Below are 18,884 nucleotides of genomic sequence, written 5' to 3' on the forward strand. Positions count from 1 at the left end.
CTCCGGACGGCTGTCAGCCGGCCTTCCCATCCTTGCGCCTGGACGTCCCCTGAGGGACGCTGGGCCGATGTCTCGTAGCGCGATGACGACCACGATCCGCCGCCGCCTGGCGGGCGAGATCGGTCGTATCGACAAGCAGGCGCCCTTCCGCGTCGCGCTGTCTTACCCCTCGCCGTACCGGGCCGGAATGAGCTCGCTCGGCTTCCTCCAGATCTACAAGACCATCCAGGCCGAGCCCGGGATGGCGTGCGAGCGGGCCTTCCTCCCGGACGACGAGGGGCAGGGCACGGACGGCCCCCCGATCACGTACGAGGGGCTCCGCCCCATCTCCGATTTCCCGGTCATCGCGCTCTCGGTGGCCTACGAGCTCGAGCTCGCCGGGGTCGTCCGCCTGCTCGAGCTGGCGGGGATACCGGCGCTCCGGGAGGAGCGCTCCTTTCGCGATCCGTTCGTCCTCGCGGGCGGTCCGCTCACGTTCTCGAACCCGCTGCCGCTCGCGGTGTTCGCCGACGCGATCATCATGGGCGAGGCCGACACCCTGGCCGTGGACGTGCTCCGCCTGCTGCGGGACGCCTCGTCGCGCGAGGCGGCGCTCGACGCGCTGGCGGCCCTCCCCCACGTCTTCGTCCCCGCGCGCCACGGCGCGGAGATGCCCCCGGTCGCGCAGTGCGACAACGCGCTCCTGCCCGCCTGGTCGCCGATCCGCGCCGAGGAGACCGAGCTCTCGAACATGTTCCTCATCGAGGCGGAGCGGGGCTGCTCGCGCGGGTGCACCTACTGCGTGATGCGCCGCTCGACCAACGGCGGCATGCGCATCGTCCCGAAGGAGCGCCTCCTCGAGCTCATCCCCGAGGACGCGAGGCGCGTCGGCCTCGTCGGCGCCGCGGTCAGCGATCACCCGAAGATCGTCGAGGTGGTCCGGACGCTCGCCGAGCGGGGCTGCGAGGTCGGGCTGAGCAGCCTCCGGCCGGACCGGCTGACCGACGAGTTCGTCGGCGCGCTGCGGCTCGCGGGCTACAAGACGCTGACGACGGCGATGGACGGCACGAGCGAGCGGGTCCGCGAGACGCTCGAGCGGCGCGCCCGGCCCAGGCACCTCCAGCGGGCCGCGGAGCTCGCGCGGCAGCACGGGATGAATCGGCTCAAGCTGTACCTGATGGTGGGCGTCCCCGGCGAGACCGACGCCGACATCGACGAGTGCGTCGCGTTCGTCACGGAGCTGTCCCGGATCGTGCCGGTCGCGCTCGGGATCGCGCCGTTCTGCCCGAAGCGCAACACGCCGCTCCACGGCGCGCGCTTCGCCGGGATCGACATCGTGAACAAGCGGCTCGACCGGCTCCGCCGCGGGCTGCGGGGCCGCGCGGACGTGCGGGCCACGAGCGCGCGCTGGGCGTGGGTCGAGGCGGTGCTCGCCGCCGGCGGCGAGGCCGAGGGGCGCGCCGTGCAGCAGGCCGTGCACGCGGGCGGCTCGTTCCGGGACTACGAGCGCGCGTTCGAGAAGATCAAGCGGCCGGAGCCGCCGCGCCGGCAGAGCCTGCCGCTGCTCGCGGCGGGGTGAGCGGGGCGGCAGCCCGGCCCGGAGGGTGCTACGTGACGATGAAGACGCTGACCCTCTTCACGCGCGAGCGATGCCACCTCTGCGAGGAGGCCCACGCCGCGCTCGAGCGCGTGCGCGCCCGGCTGCCGTTCGAGCTCGCCGTCGTCGACCTCGACCGGGAGGCCGGCCCGGAGAAGCGAGCGCTGTACGACTGGGAGGTCCCCGTTGTCGAGCTCGATGGGCGGAAGATCATGAAGTACCGCGTCGACGAGCGGCGGCTCGAGCGGCTGCTCTCCGGCCCGGAGTGAAGCCCGCGCGTCGACGCGCGGCGGCGGGGCGTTTCGGCCCGCTTTCGCCCTGCGCCGCGCTACGCTATGCGAACCCCCGTGAAGTGGACGACCATCGCGCAGCTCGCCTTCATCCTCGTCGCTGCCGTCACGGTCTACGGCTTCGTGCACGCGGCGCAGAATGACCAGCGCACGACAGGCTGCGAGGCCATCTGCGCCCTGCGCCCTGCGTACGCCGGCCGGAACCGGCTCGCGCCGGACTTCGAGCTGCCGGACATGAACGGCAAGCCCGTCCGGCTGTCGTCGTTCCGGGGCAAGACGGTCTTCCTGAACTTCTGGACCAAGACCTGCGCCCCGTGCCTGCAGGAGATGCCGGCGCTCGCGGAGCTCGGCCGGATCGCCCAGTCGCGGAAGGACATCGTCGTCCTCACGGTCTCGACCGACGAGGGGCCGGACGATGTGCGCGACGCGCTCAAGGTGGCTCTGAACGGAGACCCGCCGTTCCCGGTCCTCTTCGACCCCGAGTCCAAGGTCGTGATGGACCAGTACGGCACGCAGCTCTACCCGGAGACGTGGATCATCGATCCGAACGGGATCATCCGGGCCCGCTTCGACGGCGCGCGGGACTGGTCGAGCAGCCTGGCCATCGAGGTGGGCGAGATGGTCTCGCGCTGGGGCAGCTGCCCGGCCGATATCTACAAGAGCAAGCCGCGCGCCGGGTCCGTCGACGTCTGCACCGACGACTCCTGAAGGGCTCATTGCCCCGAGGGCGAGAGCGCCTGGGGTCCGCCCATGCAATGAAGCTCGAAGCCGCCAGCGTGCTCGCAACTCCGGCGCGCGCTCGCGCCCTCGAAGCGGCCGCGGGAGGCGCGGACCGGCAGGCGCGAGGTTATCGGCAGCCCGCTGCCGTATATGTCTTCCCGGCCGGACAGCAGTAGATCATGGATCCTTTGCAGCCCTGCGTGCAGGCGCCTGCGCCCGCTACGCGGTCCCATCCGCAGGAGCGGCCGCCCGGGCAATAGGGTATGCAGGAGCCGCCCACGGAGCCATAGCCCGAGGGACAGCAGTGCACGGCCTGGTTCCCGCTTTGACACTCGCTGGAGCCGGACCAGTCCGAGAGAGAGCAGCAGAGCCCGGAGCCGCAGGCCGTCAGCGCCTCGGACGCCTCCTCCACCTCTTCGGTGACGGCCTCGCTCGATGGGCTCTCGTCCGTCACCACGTCGGCCGGATACGCCATACACCCCATGAAATACGCCGACAAAATGACGCAGAGTCCAGCAATGAAACGTCGCATGATGCCCTCCTGGAATGGATCGAGGCGCCTCGCGCGACGAACACCTCGCGCGCTGTCCTCGATGGTTCGTTCGCCGCTGTCCTCGGTTGTCTGACAAGGTTCGTTGTTTTTCTTCCGTCGCTTCTTGGGGCGATTCGACGCGGGATCCTCACCCCGCCTCGCCGGCGCGGTGCTCCGCAGGGCAGCGGCCGCGCCCGGGTGGGCTCTGCCCCGAGTGCCGCCCCCACGCCCGACGGCAGTACCCGATCGTCGCCCACCCCGAACGGCGATCCGCCGTTCCTGGTCCTGTTCGACCCCGACGCCGAGATCGTGCTGGACGCGTACGGCACGCAGCTCTCCCATGAGACGTGGATCCTCGATCCGGCCGGGATCCTCCGGGCCCGCTTCGACGGCGCGCGGGACGGGTCGAGCAGCCTGGCGCTCGAGGTGGGCGAGATGATCGCGCGCTGGCCGCTTGGCGCACCCGCGAAAGATCGTTATGTGAGTCACCCATCATGACCGCCCGGAGGCCGACGTCGCCGACAGCGCACCCGCCGCAGCCGCCCGCAACGGGTGAGGGGGGCGACGGGAGCGCCTCGGACGAGCGGGTCGCGGCGGCGCGGCAGGCGCTGCTCGAGGGGGTCGGCGCCGAGATCGCCGCGTCGTTCCCCGGAATCACCCGGCTGGGTGGGCAGGTCGTGGCGGCGCTCTACCTGGCGGACGAGCCGCGCTCGATGGATGAGCTCAGCCAGGAGCTCGGCCGCTCCAAGAGCAACATCTTCGCGAACCTGCGCGGCCTCGAGGCGGCCGGGATCATCGAGCGCCGGCGGGAGTCGGGCGCGCGGCACGACTCGTTCGCGCTGCGCGGCAAGTACCCGGACGTGATCGTCGGCGCCTACCTGGGCCGCCTGCGCCGCGTGGTGCAGGACAAGCGCGCCCTCGCGCGGCGCGCGCTCTCGCTGCTCGGCGACGCGCAGGGCCCGGAGGCCGACGCGATGCGCTCGCGGCTCGACGACCTGTCGCGCAAGTACGACCTGTTCGCCGACCTGATGGAGCAGCTCCTGCCGTCGATCGACGGCCCTGTCGATCTCGAGCGGCTGATCGCGCAGGTGCCCGAGGCGATGGTCCGCTCCCTGAACGCGGCGGCCCGCGTCGCCTGGGCGGCGGGCGACGCGATCAGCCGCCTGAGCGGCCGAGCCGGTCGCAAGCGGTAGCGGCGGGCCGCGTCACCCGCGCGGCGGGCAGTCCCGCATCTCGATCAGGATGCCGGTCGACGTCTCGATCCGGTGCATCAGGTTCACCTCCCGGGTGACCGGCGACGGCGTGATCGGGTTGGGCGCGGCGCCCACGATCATCGGCCGGTCGGGGTCGCCGTCGACGAAGACCATCAGCACCTCGATGCCGGGCTTGAGCGGGAAATGGATCCCGTAGTTGGGCCCGGCGTGCGGCTGGATCATCCGCACGAGCCGCGAGGGGAACGCGCGCGACGCGGGATCCCCGGCGTCGAAGTGGAAGCGCACCCGGTAGCGCCCCTGCTCGTCGATCGGCGAGACCTCCCCGATCTCGCCGTCCGGGAGCGGCTCCACCAGCGCCGTCACGACCCCGTGGATCTTCGGCCGCGGCGCCGTCCGCGGCGGGCGGTAGGCCTGCCCGGCGCGCACGAGGCGCGCGCGGTTCACGTACTCCTGCTCGCCGCCGACCCCGCCCTCGATGGCCACCGGCTGCACCGCGCGGTGCTCGACCTCGACGGCCAGGAACCGCTCGCCGTCGAGCCGCGGGTGGCCCTCGAGCGCGAAGACGGCCCCGGGGATCAGCCGGAGCTCGTCGCTCTGGCACTCGAAATAGCGGCTCGACGAGGCCCGCTCCTCCGCGCGGATCTGCGCCAGCTGCTGGCCCTCCTCCGGCGTCTTGTGGTGGGCGCCGTACTCGACGACGCCGCCCCCGAGGCCCGCCGGCGACTCGTGCGCTGCCGTCATGTCGAGCCTTGGCGTCCGGTAATTGTACTCCTGCATGACGTACGTCGCGGGGAAGGCCCTGGCCTGCTCCCTGAGCTCGAACATGTCGCGCCGCTCGCCCCGCGGCCGGAACATCACCGCGTCGCCCCCTGGCAGCGGCTGGAAGCCCGTCGGCTCGTCGGTGAACACCATCACGTCGCGGCCCGACTCGTGCTCGAAGAAGAACGAGATCCCGAGGTGCTCGGCGAGCCGCGAGATGAAGGCCAGATCCGTCTCCTTGTACTGGACGATCATCTCCCGCTCGGGGTGATCGCGGTAGAGGCGCATCACCACGTCCTCGGGCCCGAGCCCCACCATCGCGAGCTTGTGCTGGATGAGCTTTGGCACGCTGATGTCGAGGAAGACCTGCTGGAGCTCCACGAGCGTCGCGCGGAACGCCCGCGGCGCGAGCCGGAGCCGGTAGGAGCGGAAAGCGGTCTCCGTCTCGTGCCGGTCCTCGACCTCGGCGATCATGCCGTGCACGGTCCGCTCGTCCGCGCCCTGGACCTCGAACACGAGCGCCGCCGTGGCCCCCAGCACCTGGTCGATCGAGAGCTCGGCGCCGTCGCTGCACACGACGTCGATGTCGTACGAGAAGAGCTGGCCGATGGCCTCTTTGCCGTGCACCCCGCGCACCCGGACGAGGTCGCAGGAGAAATCGTCGGAGTCGAGCCGCAGGATCGGCGCCTGCCGTGCCCGGTCCCGGAGCGCGGCCTTCGCCTCTTGAAGCGCTTCCATCGGCGCCGTGCGCGGCGGGCTCAGCGCCGATCCCGCCGCGCCGAGATCGCGGAACGGCAGGTGATCGGGCGCCCCTGGGCCGCCCTGGGACGGCGGGAGCTCCCGCGGCCCTCCGGCGGTCGCCCCCGGGCGCAACGGCGGCGCTTCCCGCGGCCCTCCTGCGGTCGCCCGCAGCGGCGATGACGGCCCCTCGCGAGGCCCTCCGGCGCTCGCCTGCACCGGCGCTTCGAGGAGCTCTCGATCGTCCGGAGACGGCGCTGGCGGGGCATCATCCGGCCCGGCTGCCTCCTCCGGGCTCTCGACGCACGCCGCGCGGGTGATGGGCTCGCTGCACGGGGGCCCTGCGTCGGGGGCCTCGCGGATGCGCGCGGCGGGGGACCCCGCGGCCATCGTCACGCCGGTGGGCGCGCGGTGCGCCGTCGCGGCCGTGGGCTCACCGCACGGCGGCGCGGCGGCGGGTGGGGACGGCTCGCTGCACCTCAGGGGTTCCGTCGGCTCTCGGTTCATCGTCGCGCCTCCTCCGCGGCTCGCCTGGTACTGTACCCGACGCGGAGGCACGCATGGGTACGCGCGAGGGTGAGGGTATCAACGGGAAATACCTCCTCATCGAGGTCCCGAATTTCAACGACGCGGCGTCCGACGCCGAGGCGATGGGCTCGTATCTCCGCCTCGGCGCGGTCAAGGACCCGAGCCTCGCCGCCAACCCGGGCGCGCCGAGGGCGACCGGCGAGGACCTCGCTGCCCGGGTGACCTCGTTCATCGACGACACCCGCAAGCGCGACGGCTGCCCCGATTTCATCCCCGAGGCCGAGCGGCAGGCCGAGACAGCAAAGCTCCACACCAAGGGCGGCTGGCGCGACCACTCCGACGGCAACCGCATCACCACCACGCGCGGCGACAAGGTCGAGGTCATCAAGGGCAATTACCGCATGCTCGTCCTCGGCCGGCAGGAGGACACCGCCGGCTGGGACGTCTCCGGCGGCCATATCCAGGACGCCACCGATCTCTGGACCGCCGCCACCACCATCGAATGGGTCCAGAACTATAGCGGCACCTGGAAGGTCACCGAGAAGACCGAGAAGGGCGACGTCGACACCACCTACCACGGCGACACGTTCGATCGCTTCTATGGCAACAAGCAAACCAGCATCACGGGCTCCGAGGCCCCCACGGCCGAGCGACCGAACCCCACCTGCCTGAGCTCCACCTGGGCGCAGCGGATCGAGTCGTACACCGGCTCGGCGGCCTGCCCTGTGCCGCTGATCTCCGACGAGACCTGGGCCGACCAGATCGCCAGCAAGACGACGGCGACCGCGATCAGCGACGAGACAACCGCGCAGACGATCTCCAGCACGACGAGCGCCACGTCGATCAGCGACGAGACCGCCGCGAGCACCGTGTCCAGCACGACGACCGCCTCGCTCGTGTCGGATACGACCATCGGCGAGGTCCAGTCGGTCACCATCGGCAATACGAGCGACGTCACCATCGGCAATGCGGCGTCGATCACCGTCGGCGCCACCGAGGAGGTCACGATCGGCGGCCTTGTCGAGCTGACGATCGCGGCCATGCTCGAGGTCTCGCTCACGGCGGGGGTCTCGATCAACATGGGCCCCAAGGCCGAGCTCAACCTGACCAACCGGCAGGAGCTCTCCGACTTCCGCACCAACGTGAAGAACATCTGCGCGAGCGTCTCGTCGGCCGAGTCGGTGAGCACAGGGGCGTACAACCTGATGTCCGGCGTCATCAACCTGTTCTGATGCAGACCAAAAACCTCACGCCCTTCCCCTTCGGCGCCAAGGTCTGCTCGCGGAGGCCGCCGCAGCCCGAGGTGGTCCTCGTCGTCCGCGGACGGTTCTCGCTCCGCCTCGGCGAGCCGCTCGCGCCGCTGGAAGGGCAGCTCGCGCAGGGGGCGCTGACCGCCGAGACCTTCGAGGGAGGCGACGGCGAGCGCGACGGCGAGCGCACGTACCCCGGCGATTTCGCCGACTGGAAGCCGGCCGCGGATCTCCTGCTCCGCGGCGCCTGCCACCCGCCTCCCGGCGAGCCGCAGCGCGAGCACCCCGTGGGCTTCGCGGTCGGGAGCTGGTCGAAATCGCTGCTCGTCCCGGCGCCGCGCGAGGGCCGCCTGGTGCCCGCGCCCTTCGGGCCGATCCACCCGGATTCGCCCGAGCACCGCCGGATGCTCGGCAAGGAGTACGGCCCCTCGTACCGGAAGACCCGCGCCCCGTGGTACGCCGAGGACTTCGACTGGGCCTATTTCCAGGCCGCCCCGCCGGATCAGCGCCTCGCCGGCCCCCTGCGCGGCGACGAGGAGGTCACGCTCTTGAACCTCCACCCCGCCGCGCAGACCGCCTCCTTCCGCCTGCCAGGCCTCCGGATCCGCGCGGTCGTCGAGGACGCCCAGGGCCGCGTGCAGGACGCCCGCATGAGCCTCGATACGCTCTTCGTCGAGCCGGACGCGGGCCTCGTGACCCTGACCTGGCGCGGCCACGCCGAGGTGGCCGAGGACGATCTCGCCGACGTGCGCGCCGTCGTCATCGCCGCCGAGCCGCTCTCGGATGCGCCGCTGCCGCTCGACCAGTACCGGGAGCAGCTCGCCCAGCTCGCCCGCGATCCGCGCGGCCTCGAGGATCTCCCGCCGGAGGTGCGCGACGCCTACGACCTCGTCCGCGACGGCGCGCCGCGGCCGCCGCGCGCCGCCGCGGACGAGGCGGATCCGGTATCGAAGCTCCTCGCCGAGCGGCTCGGCGGCCTGCACGCGCCGGAGCAGGACCGCGTGCGGCAGCTCGTCGCGAAGCTCCGGGCCCTGCGCACCCCCGAGGGCGTCGACCTCGAGCGCACCATCGCGCAGGCGCTCGCGCGGCTCCCGGCGCAGCGGCAGGCCGCGTACCTCCCGGCCACGCCCGCCGGCACGCCGCGCGTCCCCATGGGCGGCGCGCTCGACGCGCTCGTCGCGCGCGTCGAGAAGCTCCGCCGGGACGCGGCCGCGCGCGGGACGGAGCTCGAGGGCGTCGAACGCCTCGACGCGCTGCTCCGCGATGCCCGCCTCCGCGAGATCGTCCCCGGCTACCGGCTCCCCGGCGAGGCCGCGGCGCCGCCGCCCGAGCCAGGCCCCGGCGCCGACCTCTCGGGGCGCGATCTCTCCGGGCAGGACCTCTCGGGCCGCGATCTCTCCGGGGCGAAGCTCTCCGGCGCGCTCCTCTCGGGGGCGAACCTCTCGGGGACGAACCTCTCGAACGCGGATCTCTCGCGGGCCGTGCTGTTCGAGGCGAACCTCGAGGGCGCCGCGCTCTCGGGCGCCGACCTCTCCCAGGCGAACCTCACCGGCGCGCGCGCCGCGGGCGCCGATCTGCGCGGCGCGACGCTCGACCAGGCCATCTTCACCCGCGCCGATCTCGCCCGCGCCCGCCTGGCGAGGGCGCGGGGGCGCGGCGCGCTGCTCGACGCGGCCGACCTCCGCGAGATCGACGGGGAGGAGCTCCACCTCGACGGCGCCGTGCTCCAGGGGGCGAAGCTCGATCGGGCCTCCTTGCGAGGCGCGTCGCTCGTCGGGTGCATGTGCGCCGGGTCCTCCGCGACGGACGCGGATCTCACGGGCGCGTCCCTGCCGCGCACGAGCTTCGCCGACGCCGATCTCGAGCGCGCGACGCTCGTGGAAGCGCGCGGCGAGGGCGCGGCGCTGCTCCGGGCGAAGCTCGACGGCGCAGACCTCCAGTATGCGTCCCTCCCGCGGGCGCACCTCTCGTGGGCCTCGGCCCGGGGCGCTCGCTTCGCGTGCGCGGTCCTGCGCGGGAGCCGCTTCTACCGCGCCTCCCTGGAGCGCGCCGACCTCGCGCAGGCCGATCTCTTCGGCGCCGACCTCTGCAAGGCGCGCCTCGACGGCGCCTCCTTCGCCGGGGCCAGCCTGTACGGCGCCCGCCTCGAGGGCGCGAGCGCCGCCGGCTGCGATTTCAAGGGGGCGAACCTGCGGCGCTCCAGCCTGGAGGGCGCGTGAAGAGCGTCGAGGAGCTCCTCGACCGCATCCGCGCCGGCGCGCCGCTCCAGGGCGCCCGCCTCGATGGCCTCGACCTCCGAGGCCTGGATCTCACGAACCTCGATCTCGCTCGCGCCCGGTTCCTTCGCGCCAGCCTGCGCGGCGCGCGGCTCGCGGGCAGCACCCTCTCGGGGGCGCACTTCGTCGAGTGCGACCTCCGCGACGCGGACCTCGCGGGCTGCGCGCTGGACGGCGCGCTCGTGCTCGGCTCGAACCTCGAGGGCGCGCGCCTCGCCGGCGCGACGCTCGTCCGCGCGAAGCTCTCGTACCAGCGCCTCGCCCGCGCCGATCTCTCCGGCGCGACGATCGTCGAGGTCGAGGCGGTGAGCTCGGACTGGTCCGGCGCCCGGCTCGCCGGCGCGACAATCGAGGGCTCGCGCCTCGACCTCGCGAACCTCGAGGGCGCGGATCTCACGGAGGCCCGCATCGCGCGCGCCTCCTTCACTCGCGCGAACCTCCGCCGCGCGCGCCTCTCCCGCGCCCGCGTCGAGGCCGGCGCCTTCGTGGGGGCCGATCTCACCGGCGCGGACCTCGACGGCGCGGAGCTCGACCGCGCGGTCTTCGTCAAGGCGGACCTGCGCGGCGTCCGCTTCCCGAAGCGCATGCACGGCGTGGTCCTCGACGAGGCAAAGCTCGGCCGACCCGAGCTCGCGGGCAAGGACCTCGCCGGGACGGACCTCACGGGCGCGGATCTCTCCGGCCTCGACCTCACGGGCGCGGATCTCTCCCTCTGCTCGCTGCGCGGCGCCGACCTGCGCGGCGCGAGCCTCCGCGGCGCTCGCCTCGAGCGCTCGATCCTCTCGGACTGCGATCTCACCGGCGCGGACCTCCGGGGCGCGAGCCTCCTCGGCTGCGACCTCTCGCGCTCGATCCTCCGCGGCGTGGACCTCTCGGGCCGCGATCTGGAGTCGGTGATCCTCATCGAGGCCGATCTCGAGGGGGCCGATCTCACGGCCGCGCGCCTCATCCGCTGCATCCTCGACCGGGCGCGGCTCGCGCGCGCGAACCTGACGCGCGCGGTGCTCCAGCAGGCGCTCCTCCGCGGAGCCGCGCTGGAGGGCGCCGTGCTCGGCAAGACGATCTTCGATCGCGTCGATTTCACCGGCGTGGATCTGCGCGCCGTCTCCTTCGCCGGCCTCACGGTGCACCGCTGCGCCTTCATGGAGGCGAACCTCGAGCGGATGAGCCTCCGCGACTGCGATTTCATGGGCAGCGATTTCTCGAAGGCGAACCTGCGCGGCGCCGATTTCGAGGGATCCATCCTGACGCAAGCCAGGCTCCGCGAGGCCGCGCTGGACGGCGCGAGCCTGCCGAGTGTCGTGGCGAAGGCCGCCTATTTCGGGGGCGCCTCGCTGCGCGGGGCGAAGCTCTCGCGGGCGATGCTCCGGTACGCCACGTTCACCCGGGCGGACCTCGACGGCGCGAACCTCGCCGCCGCGGATCTGCGCGAGTCCATGCTCGATCATGCCGAGGCCCGCGGCGCGCTCTTCCTCTCGGCGCGCCTCGAGCGCGCCGACCTGTCGCACGCGCGCGTCGAGGAGGCCGACTTCAGCGAGGCCGATCTCGGCGGCGCCAACCTGCACGCCCTCCACGACAAGGGCGCGCGCTTCTCCGGCGCGAGGCTGCTCGGCGCGCGCCGGACGGACGTCGATCGGCTGGAGGCGGAGGCGTACACGCCCCCGCGGCCGCCCCGATAAGAGCGAAAGGAGCGGACGCGTGCTGCCTGCGAGCAACAACGGCGCCGGGATGAACATCGGGTTTCCGGACGTGTGCCTGACGCCGGTGGGGCCGGTGGTGGTGCCGATCCCGTACCCGAACTTCGCGCTCAACGCGATGGCGGTGAATTTCTCGGTGAAGGTGAAGGTGTCGATGATGAACGCGCTGAACCTCGGCACGACCATCCCGATGACCTTCGGGATGGAGCCCGGGGTGGCGCACCCGCTCTACATGGATGTCGGGGCGTATGTGGCGGGCAATTCCAAGGTGATCATCGAGGGGTTGCCGGCGATCAACCTCACCTGTCCCACGACCGGGAACGCCGGGAACAACGCGGTGGGCGCGGTGCTGGTGCCGAGCGCGGTGAACGTGTTCTACACGTGCGCGGCGGCGCCGGAGGAGGTGCTCCCGGGCGCGGAGAACGTGGCGCACGCGCTGCTGGGCGATGGGATCGGGGTGATCCGGATCCGGGTGTTCTCGCTAGACCTGCCGGCCTTGGTGTACCGGGCGATGCGCGCGCTCGAGGCCGAAGGGATGCGGGAGCTGGTCATCGATCTGCGGGACAACCCGGGAGGCGAGCTGCGGGCGTTCGTGGAGCTGGCGGGGGATTTCCTGCCGGCGGGGAGCGTGGTGGCGACGGTGACGGACGGCGATGGGGACGAGGTGGTCCATCGCTCGCGGCAGGAGGAGCCGTATACGGTCCCGGTGACGATCCTGGTGAACCGCGGGACGGCCTCGGCCGCGGAGCTGTTCGCGGGGTGCCTGAAGGCGCACGGGCGGGCGGGGATCGCGGGGGAGAGGACGTACGGCAAGGCGGTGGGGCTTTCGCTATGCGCGAGTGAGGAGGGCGTGCGGATGGCGGCGGCGGTGCGGGTCACGCTGCCGGGCGGGGCGGAGGTGCAGAGGGTGGGGGTCCAGCCATCCGTAGAATGAGATCTCGGATAGCAGGACGCAGCGTCACGCGCGGAGCCCACGGTGAAGAAGAATCAACTCCAGCCGAAGCCCAAGAAAAAAAACAGAGGCAATGCCCAGGAAAGCCCCAGCGATACGTCACGACCCCTCCACAGGTCGGTGGGAAGGGGCGGTAGAGCGGCGACTACCACGAACAGCAGCATCTCCTCGCCGTCGCATTCCGTGACGAGCTCCACCGGCGAGCGCCGGGGCCCTCCTGTGATGCAGACTCCCCCGGTGGTGGAGCGGTTCCAGCGCCCCGCCGGGACGCTCATGGAGCGGGCGGCGCTCGACGATGCTGCGACGCGGCGATACTATCGGGATGAGCTGCCGCCGATACCTGCGCGGAACTTCGATAGGTCGGACCGGGTTGCGAGATCCATGAACATCGGCACGCTGCGCCGGCTGGGCCGATATGTGGACCAGAATAAGCCGGCTCATCTCGGCAGAGATCTCATGTACACCATGAACCTCTCTACATGCACGGCGCTCGCGATGTACTCTCCGACGACCGGGGAAGCCTTGCTCCTCCATGCAGACGCGACGAGCAACCCGGCGCTCTTCGCGCAGGACATCTGGGATTATGCCAACATGATCCGATTCCAGCTCGACAATCCTTCGTTCGCCGACAGTGGATCCGAGATCGTGCTGTTCTGCACGGATGAGCGGGAGAGCTCGCTGGCCATCGTCGAGACGGCGCTCCGACAAGCGTTCGCTGACGAGCCGGAGGTCCTGAGCCAGGTGCTCTGTCAGATCAGTACGCGTTTCTACGACGTGGGCCGAAACAGCCATATCACCGTAGGCGGTGGCAATCCCCCGATGATCGTCCTGCCGGATCGCGAGCTCAAGGACTATATGATCAAGCGCTATACTGTGAAGAGCGATGCCGACGTGGAGGCGGCGAGGAAGGAGCTGCTCGCGCTGTTCGCACAATCCGACCCCGCATCCGAGATCGAGTCGGGGATGCGTTTCGACATCGTAGAGCGCGCGCTCGAGGTCGGGCACAAGGATATCGTCGAACTGTTCGATCCAGATGGTAAGATACGAAGGCTCATGTCGTAACGGACCGTGGCCGAGCCCGCGCATCAGCCGAGGTGGATTTCCTTCCCGTTGATCGTCATCGTCTCCTCGGTCAGCACCGTCGCGCTCTTCGCCTTCGTCGTCGCCGAGCCGTCCACCACCGTGTGGCTCTCGCGCGCGTGCAGGCTGAACAGGTCGGTCACGCGCTGGACGAGCGACGCCGCCTTCTGCACCAGCGATCCCGCGAACACCCGCACCTTGTCGCCGTACACGTCCACCTCCGGCCCCCGGAGCTCGACGCCCCGGTCCCCGGACAGCCTGAGCGCCCCGCCCGCGGCCCGGACGTCGACGTCGCCTTGGAGCTCCAGCGTCACCTTGCCGGTCCCGTGCAGGACGCCGATGACATAGAAGCGCGCGCCCCGGCCGATCACGAGGAGCACGTCACCCACCGCCGGCGCGTAAGGGAGCGCCAGCGCCATCGTCGCCTCTGCGCTCTCACCGTCCGGCAGCTCGACCACCACCGCCTGGCCGCGGGCTTCCAGCACGTGCGCCGGCCCCAGGTACTCCTCGGCGCGCGTGGACGTGGCGCGCTCTCGAACCACGGCTCCCTCCGACATGGTGGTCCCTCCATCCTCGCTCCGGCTCAGTCCTTGCGGAAGCGCTTGTACAGGCTGCCGAGGAGATTGGGCCGCTCTCGCTTCGGCTCGGACGGCGCCGGGGCCGGCGCGCGCGGCTCGGGCGAACGCTCGACCTCGGGATCGCGCGCCGGCGCGGGCAGCGGCTCGGCGGCGCGCGCGGGCGCGGCAACCGGCGCTGGCGCGGCGGCTTGCGTGGGCGCAGGTGCAGGCGCGGCGGCTTGCGTGGGCGCAGGTGCAGGCGCGGCGGCTTGCGTGGGCGCAGGTGCAGGCGCGGCGGCCTGCGTGGGCGCAGGTGCAGGCGTTGCGATCTCCATGGGCGTAGGCGCAGGCGCGATGTCTTGCGCTAGCGATGGTGCCGTCTGCGCAGGCGCAGGCGCGGCCTCCGGCTCGCTCAGCTCGATCGTGCCCTCCAGCGGCGACGCGATCGCCGGGACCGCCGCCGCGCCGCCCGCCGCCCACGGCGCGCTCGGGCGCTCGCCGCCCTCCCGCTCGCCACGCGCCCCGGCAGGCGCGATCGGAAACGGCGCGCTCACCGCGTCGTCCTGGCCCGGGCCTCGGACCCTCACGGGCGGCAGGGGCACGGTGCGCGCCTCGCGCGGCCTCCGCTCGCTCCCCGCCGGCGGCAACGTGTCATCGAGCGGGAACGTGCCCTCGAGCGGGTGCGCCCCGTCACGCACCGGCTCTCGCCTGGCCGCGCCGCCCGCGACGCTCACCGGCGCATCCACGACGTCGTCCTCGCCGAGCCGCACCGTGGAGCTCCAGTCCGTCCGCTTCGCGCTCTCCCCCGCGGCCGCGCCCGCCGCGCTCGGCGCGCCCGCAGGCGCCTCGCTGAGGTCCGGCCACGGCACCGGCTCGTCCCCCACCTCCACGCCCACCGCGGCGCGCAGCGCCGGGAGCACCTCCTCCGAGGCCACCTGGAAGCTCCCGCGGAAGACCACCGCGCAGCGCTCGGCGTCGGGCTGCACGATCAGCGTGTCGCCCACGAGCGGCAGCCACCGCGCCGCGCCGTTCGGCAGGAGGATCGTCGCGAGCGCCCGCAGCGCCGGCAGGCGCGTCGCCAGCGTCGGATGGTGCTGGCTCAGGCCCTCCAGCACGATCTCCTCGCCGCCGAGCACCCGATCGAACCGCTGATCCGCAGGCGCGGACTGGAAGTACGACCAGTCGAAATCGTCCGGGATCGACGCGATCCCCTCCAGCTCGGCGCGCGCGAGCCCGCGGAGCAGCCGCGTCCGGCTCGGCACGATCGGCGGGATCGGCCCGAGGCCCACCGGCGCGCGCCCCCCGCCCAGCGGCAGCAGGTTGGGCAGCGCGCTGCCGCCTGCGCGCTCGTCGGCGCCGGCGCCGACGCCGAGCGGGTTCTCCGGCTCCCCGGGGCCGCCATACGCGCGCTGGTACTCGATCGGCATCTTCACGAACGGCTCGGGCAGCGCGCCCGCCGCCGCCCCGCCCGCCCGATCGCCCACGACCTCGAGGCTCTTGTCCACGAGCGCCGCCCCCGCGCGCAGGAGCGCGAGCCGCACCGCCATCCGCCGGACCGGCGCCCCGCCCGGCGCCCACGCGTGCCCGGTGAGCACCACCTCGGCGCGCCCGAGCCACGGCGCGAGCTCGCTCGCCGCGAGCAGCGGCTTCATCGGGTTGCCCCGCGTGTAGACCTCGCTCCGGACGATCTCCAGCGGCTCGATACGCCGCGCCTCGCCGCCGGGGACCATCGCGAACGTGGCCTTGGCGACGAGGGTCACATGGAGCTGGCCGCGGCTGCGCCACAGCGTCGCGCCCGCCGCGACCGGGCCGGCGCGGAGGACGTCGAGGGCAGGACGCGCGGTGGTCATGGGCGAGGGCGCCGCGCCCGCGGGCCAGCGTCAGTTCGTGTTGAGCTCGACGCGCAGGAGCTTGCGGCCGATGAAGAGGTAGTCGCCGTGGGCGAGCTCGCGCTCGCTCTTGATGCGCACGTAGGTGCCGTTGCGGCTGTTGAGATCGGTCAGCGTGAACTTGCCGTTGTGCTCCTCGAGCCGGCAGTGCGAGCCCGACATGTACAGGTCGACGGGGAAGTTCAGGTCGCCGCCCTCGCGCCCGATCTGCAGCGAGGTGCCGCGCGCGCAGACGGTCATGCCGACCGCGCCGCCCTGGAGCACCTGCGTGAGGCGGAACGGGCTCGGGTGCTTCGGCGAGGAGTAGAAGAAGGTCCCGTCCGGATCCTGGCCGTCGGAGGCGCGCGGCGTCGGATCGAGCCGGAAGAGCTGCTCGCCCGCGAGGAACGTGTCGCCCGGGGTGATGTCGATCGTGCCGCGCACGCGGATGTACACGCCGTTCAGCGAGCCCTCGTCGCGCACCACCAGCTTGCCGTCGCGGTAGAAGAAGTTCGCGTGCTTCGGCGAGACGAACGGGTCGTCCGGGAAGACGAGCTGCCCGTTGCGGCCGACGATGTGCTGCTCCGCCTTGAGGTGGAACGAGAGGCCGTCCATGCCCTCGCCGCGGATGAGGATCAGCTTCGCCTTCGCCGGGTTCTGCATGTCCCCGAAGAACAGCGTCTGCGCGTTGAGGATCTCGGGCGGGACCGCCGTTCCGCACCTCCCACAGAACTTGTGGCCCGAGGGGACACCGCTCGAGCAGGAACGGCAGACGTAGTTACGGGCTTGCTCCATCAGCTCCTCCTGGGAGAGTTCGGCGAATTCGCTCTTGGACGAGGTGGTCTTGGGGCCCCGGCCCTGACCGCGCGCGCTCGTCGGGTCGAGCCGGGCGCCCGCGCTGCCGGCCGCGGGCGTCGGGGAGCGCCGGGCCGGCGTGGTCGTCGAGCTCGCCCGGCGCGGCGTGAACAGGGCCAAGTCGTTCGCGCACTCAGGGCAACGCGCGGTGCCCATCGGGCTCCACAGGTCGCACTGGCCACAGACGATGCCAATCTCGTTCTGCTCGGTGTGCAAACGTCTCCTCGGTGCATTGGAGGACCGCGGATCGCGGTTCTCCGACCCGCGCCAGTGGAAGGCCGCCGTGGCGGACCTCCGACCGATGAAGCGAGCCAGGACGGGAACCCGGGCCGCTGCTGGCGCTCGATCCCCGACCCGGGTGGAGAGAGACACGGTTCTAGACGTCGATCAGCGGAGGGGTCAAGCTCGAGGTGCGCCGGCCAGGTCGACGACCGGCCCTGCTCAGCGCACGAAGGTGAAGCGGCGCCGGTCGTCGCTCCAGCCGGCGCCGCCCCAGAGCCGGAAGACGATCCGCTGGTTGCACGCGGCGCGCGGCTGCAGGCCGTAGTCGCGCGAGTCGTCGTGGTAGCTCCGGTTGTCGCTCAGCAGGAAGACCGTGTCGGGCCGCACCTCGACGCGGTGGCGGCGCTCGAGCGGGGGCCTGCGCCCGGTCGCCCGGGCGTGGAGGCCGGGGCCCATCATCACCATGTCGCACGAGAGCTGCACCGGGTTGCCCGTGGCCGGGTCGGTGATGCTCACCTTGGGCTCGGCGCACGCCGTCTCGGGGTCGTAGCTCTGCCCGTTCACGAGGAGGACGGTGTGGTCGACCTCGACCTTGTCGCCCGGCAAGCCCGCGATCCTGCCGACGATGTGGCTGCCAGGGGCCTCGGGATCCGGGCACCGCACCAGCTCGCCGAAGCCGGGCGTGCCCCGCGTCAGCACGACGACCACGTCGCCCGGGGCGATGCTCGGCGCGAGCGAGGCGCCGAGCATCGGGTCGTTCGGCACCTTCCAGACGTCGAGCACGAGCGCGCGGAGCACGACGCCGAGCAACAGCAGGGTTCCCAGGATCCAGAGCAGCCCGTTGAACAGCTTCCGCATGCAGCGGCGCAGCCTAGCGCAGCTCCGGCCGCGGGCGTCGGGCAAGCGCAGCTTGAAGGCGCCGCGGCGCCGTCAACGCAGGCACCCCCGGTACGGCGGAAGCTCGCTCGGGCTCGCGCCCGCCGCGATCTCGCGGGCGGCGGAGAACAGCTCGGGCCACACGTCGAGGCGGCTGAAATACGAGGTCCCGGTGGTGTGCTCGTCACCGTCCATCACGCTCGACGAGATGACGCCGACGACGTCGCCGCCTCGATCGCTGCGCGCCGGCCCCCCGGAGTCGCCGGGGCAGATCGAGGCGATCGCGACGAACTGCCCCGGGTTCACGGCGTCGATCGTGCCGCCCAGCCGCGGCGCGAGGTGGATCGGGTCGCGCGAGAGCGCGCAGCGGCCGAAGCCGTAGGGCGTCACCTGCTCCCTGGACACCGGCTCCCCCTCGATGCGCGGCGGCAGGGTCGGGATCCCGACGAGGCGCCGCGACAGCACGAGGATGGCGATGTCGCCCTCGCCCGACGTGTACCCGCAGTCCGGCGACACCACCGCGCGGACCGTCACGTCGCCCCACGGCAGGTGGTCGCCCCCGAGCTCGATCGAGATCGCCTCGGGATCCTGATCGCGGCGCAGCGTCCTGCCGTTGTCGTCCCGCGCCGCGACGCAGTGGTGCGCGGTGAGCACCAGGTCCTCGGTGATGAGCGTCCCCGTGCACGTCACGTCGGTGACGATCCGGACGATCGCGTCCTCGTTCGTCGCCAGCTCGAACGGAGGCCGGAGCTCGAGCGGGCGCTGCTCCATGCCCGGCTTCGCCGCGGGGATCGGCAGCCCCGCGTTGGTGATCGGCCGCGCACAGCCCGCGGCCACGGTGAGGGCGAGCGCGATCACCACGGCGGCGCCGCGTCGGTACAACCCTGACCTTGC

The 18,884-nt window shown here is 72.4% G+C and carries 17 protein-coding genes; 10 read left to right on the top strand and 7 right to left on the bottom strand.

Features of this window, described 5'->3' with window-relative positions; translation table 11 throughout:
• Positions 1 to 67: 67 nt before the first annotated feature.
• From WMF29_RS43920 to WMF29_RS43930, 3 genes are all read left to right on the top strand, one after another.
• The gene (locus WMF29_RS43920) at positions 68 to 1,558 is read left to right on the top strand and encodes a B12-binding domain-containing radical SAM protein (protein WP_437326001.1); all 1,491 of its coding nucleotides are present in this window, start codon (positions 68 to 70) and stop codon (positions 1,556 to 1,558) included.
• A gap of 38 nt (positions 1,559 to 1,596) precedes the next feature.
• Positions 1,597 to 1,845 (top strand): glutaredoxin family protein, encoded by a 249-nt coding sequence (locus tag WMF29_RS43925; RefSeq protein ID WP_272101817.1) that lies wholly within the window; start codon positions 1,597 to 1,599, stop codon positions 1,843 to 1,845.
• Positions 1,846 to 1,923: 78 nt separating this feature from the next.
• Positions 1,924 to 2,574 carry a TlpA family protein disulfide reductase gene (locus tag WMF29_RS43930; RefSeq protein WP_437326002.1) on the top strand — a complete coding sequence of 217 codons (651 nt, stop codon included), beginning with the start codon at positions 1,924 to 1,926 and terminating at the stop codon, positions 2,572 to 2,574.
• Positions 2,575 to 2,713: 139 nt separating this feature from the next.
• Here the strand turns inward: WMF29_RS43930 and WMF29_RS43935 are convergent, their stop codons facing one another.
• On the bottom strand, positions 2,714 to 3,118 hold the full coding sequence (locus WMF29_RS43935; protein ID WP_437326003.1) for a hypothetical protein: 405 nt from the start codon (positions 3,116 to 3,118) through the stop codon (positions 2,714 to 2,716).
• A 198-nt stretch (positions 3,119 to 3,316) separates the two neighbouring features.
• Between WMF29_RS43935 and WMF29_RS43940 the strand changes: the two genes are divergently transcribed.
• Together WMF29_RS43940 and WMF29_RS43945 are read left to right on the top strand one after the other, a co-directional pair.
• Positions 3,317 to 3,616 carry a hypothetical protein gene (locus WMF29_RS43940; RefSeq protein ID WP_437326004.1) on the top strand — a complete coding sequence of 100 codons (300 nt, stop codon included), beginning with the start codon at positions 3,317 to 3,319 and terminating at the stop codon, positions 3,614 to 3,616.
• Entirely contained in the window at positions 3,613 to 4,311 is a 699-nt protein-coding gene (locus WMF29_RS43945; RefSeq protein WP_437326005.1) for a GbsR/MarR family transcriptional regulator, read from the top strand. Before WMF29_RS43940 ends, WMF29_RS43945 begins: the two co-directional genes overlap by 4 nt.
• Before the next feature lie 12 nt (positions 4,312 to 4,323).
• Here the strand turns inward: WMF29_RS43945 and tssI are convergent, their stop codons facing one another.
• Positions 4,324 to 6,336 (bottom strand): type VI secretion system tip protein TssI/VgrG, encoded by a 2,013-nt coding sequence (gene tssI, locus WMF29_RS43950; RefSeq protein WP_437326006.1) that lies wholly within the window; start codon positions 6,334 to 6,336, stop codon positions 4,324 to 4,326.
• A gap of 53 nt (positions 6,337 to 6,389) precedes the next feature.
• On the opposite strand from tssI, the gene WMF29_RS43955 reads away from it, so the two are divergent.
• Genes WMF29_RS43955 through WMF29_RS43975 form a run of 5 tightly spaced genes read left to right on the top strand, consistent with a single transcriptional unit; the run spans position 6,390 to position 13,594 of the window.
• On the top strand, positions 6,390 to 7,589 hold the full coding sequence (locus WMF29_RS43955) for a hypothetical protein (protein WP_437326007.1): 1,200 nt from the start codon (positions 6,390 to 6,392) through the stop codon (positions 7,587 to 7,589).
• Positions 7,589 to 9,826: a pentapeptide repeat-containing protein gene (locus tag WMF29_RS43960; protein ID WP_437326008.1), complete on the top strand. Its 2,238-nt coding sequence runs from the start codon at positions 7,589 to 7,591 to the stop codon at positions 9,824 to 9,826. Before WMF29_RS43955 ends, WMF29_RS43960 begins: the two co-directional genes overlap by 1 nt.
• Positions 9,823 to 11,562 (top strand): pentapeptide repeat-containing protein, encoded by a 1,740-nt coding sequence (locus tag WMF29_RS43965; RefSeq protein WP_437326009.1) that lies wholly within the window; start codon positions 9,823 to 9,825, stop codon positions 11,560 to 11,562. Before WMF29_RS43960 ends, WMF29_RS43965 begins: the two co-directional genes overlap by 4 nt.
• A gap of 19 nt (positions 11,563 to 11,581) precedes the next feature.
• The gene (locus WMF29_RS43970; RefSeq protein ID WP_437326010.1) at positions 11,582 to 12,514 is read left to right on the top strand and encodes a S41 family peptidase; all 933 of its coding nucleotides are present in this window, start codon (positions 11,582 to 11,584) and stop codon (positions 12,512 to 12,514) included.
• Positions 12,515 to 12,556: 42 nt separating this feature from the next.
• Positions 12,557 to 13,594 carry a hypothetical protein gene (locus WMF29_RS43975; RefSeq protein ID WP_437326011.1) on the top strand — a complete coding sequence of 346 codons (1,038 nt, stop codon included), beginning with the start codon at positions 12,557 to 12,559 and terminating at the stop codon, positions 13,592 to 13,594.
• 23 nt (positions 13,595 to 13,617) lie between these two features.
• Here WMF29_RS43975 and WMF29_RS43980 read toward each other — a convergent pair whose 3' ends face one another.
• The 5 genes from WMF29_RS43980 to WMF29_RS44000 all read right to left on the bottom strand — a co-directional run bounded on the left by WMF29_RS43980 (position 13,618) and on the right by WMF29_RS44000 (position 18,872).
• Positions 13,618 to 14,169, bottom strand: a complete 552-nt coding sequence (locus WMF29_RS43980; RefSeq protein WP_437326012.1) for a DUF3540 domain-containing protein — start codon at positions 14,167 to 14,169, stop codon at positions 13,618 to 13,620.
• A gap of 26 nt (positions 14,170 to 14,195) precedes the next feature.
• Positions 14,196 to 16,019 carry a DUF2169 family type VI secretion system accessory protein gene (locus tag WMF29_RS43985; protein WP_437326013.1) on the bottom strand — a complete coding sequence of 608 codons (1,824 nt, stop codon included), beginning with the start codon at positions 16,017 to 16,019 and terminating at the stop codon, positions 14,196 to 14,198.
• Positions 16,020 to 16,049: 30 nt separating this feature from the next.
• Positions 16,050 to 17,108: an FHA domain-containing protein gene (locus tag WMF29_RS43990; protein ID WP_437326014.1), complete on the bottom strand. Its 1,059-nt coding sequence runs from the start codon at positions 17,106 to 17,108 to the stop codon at positions 16,050 to 16,052.
• A 225-nt stretch (positions 17,109 to 17,333) separates the two neighbouring features.
• Positions 17,334 to 17,972 carry a signal peptidase I gene (gene lepB / locus WMF29_RS43995; protein ID WP_437326015.1) on the bottom strand — a complete coding sequence of 213 codons (639 nt, stop codon included), beginning with the start codon at positions 17,970 to 17,972 and terminating at the stop codon, positions 17,334 to 17,336.
• A gap of 72 nt (positions 17,973 to 18,044) precedes the next feature.
• Complete coding sequence (locus WMF29_RS44000; RefSeq protein WP_437326016.1) at positions 18,045 to 18,872, bottom strand: trypsin-like serine peptidase; 828 nt, start codon at positions 18,870 to 18,872, stop codon at positions 18,045 to 18,047.
• Between the last annotated feature and the right edge of the window lie 12 nt (positions 18,873 to 18,884).

This window comes from Sorangium sp. So ce381 (assembly GCF_051473845.1).
GTDB classification, from domain to species: Bacteria; Myxococcota_A; Polyangia; order Polyangiales; family Polyangiaceae; genus Sorangium; species Sorangium atrum.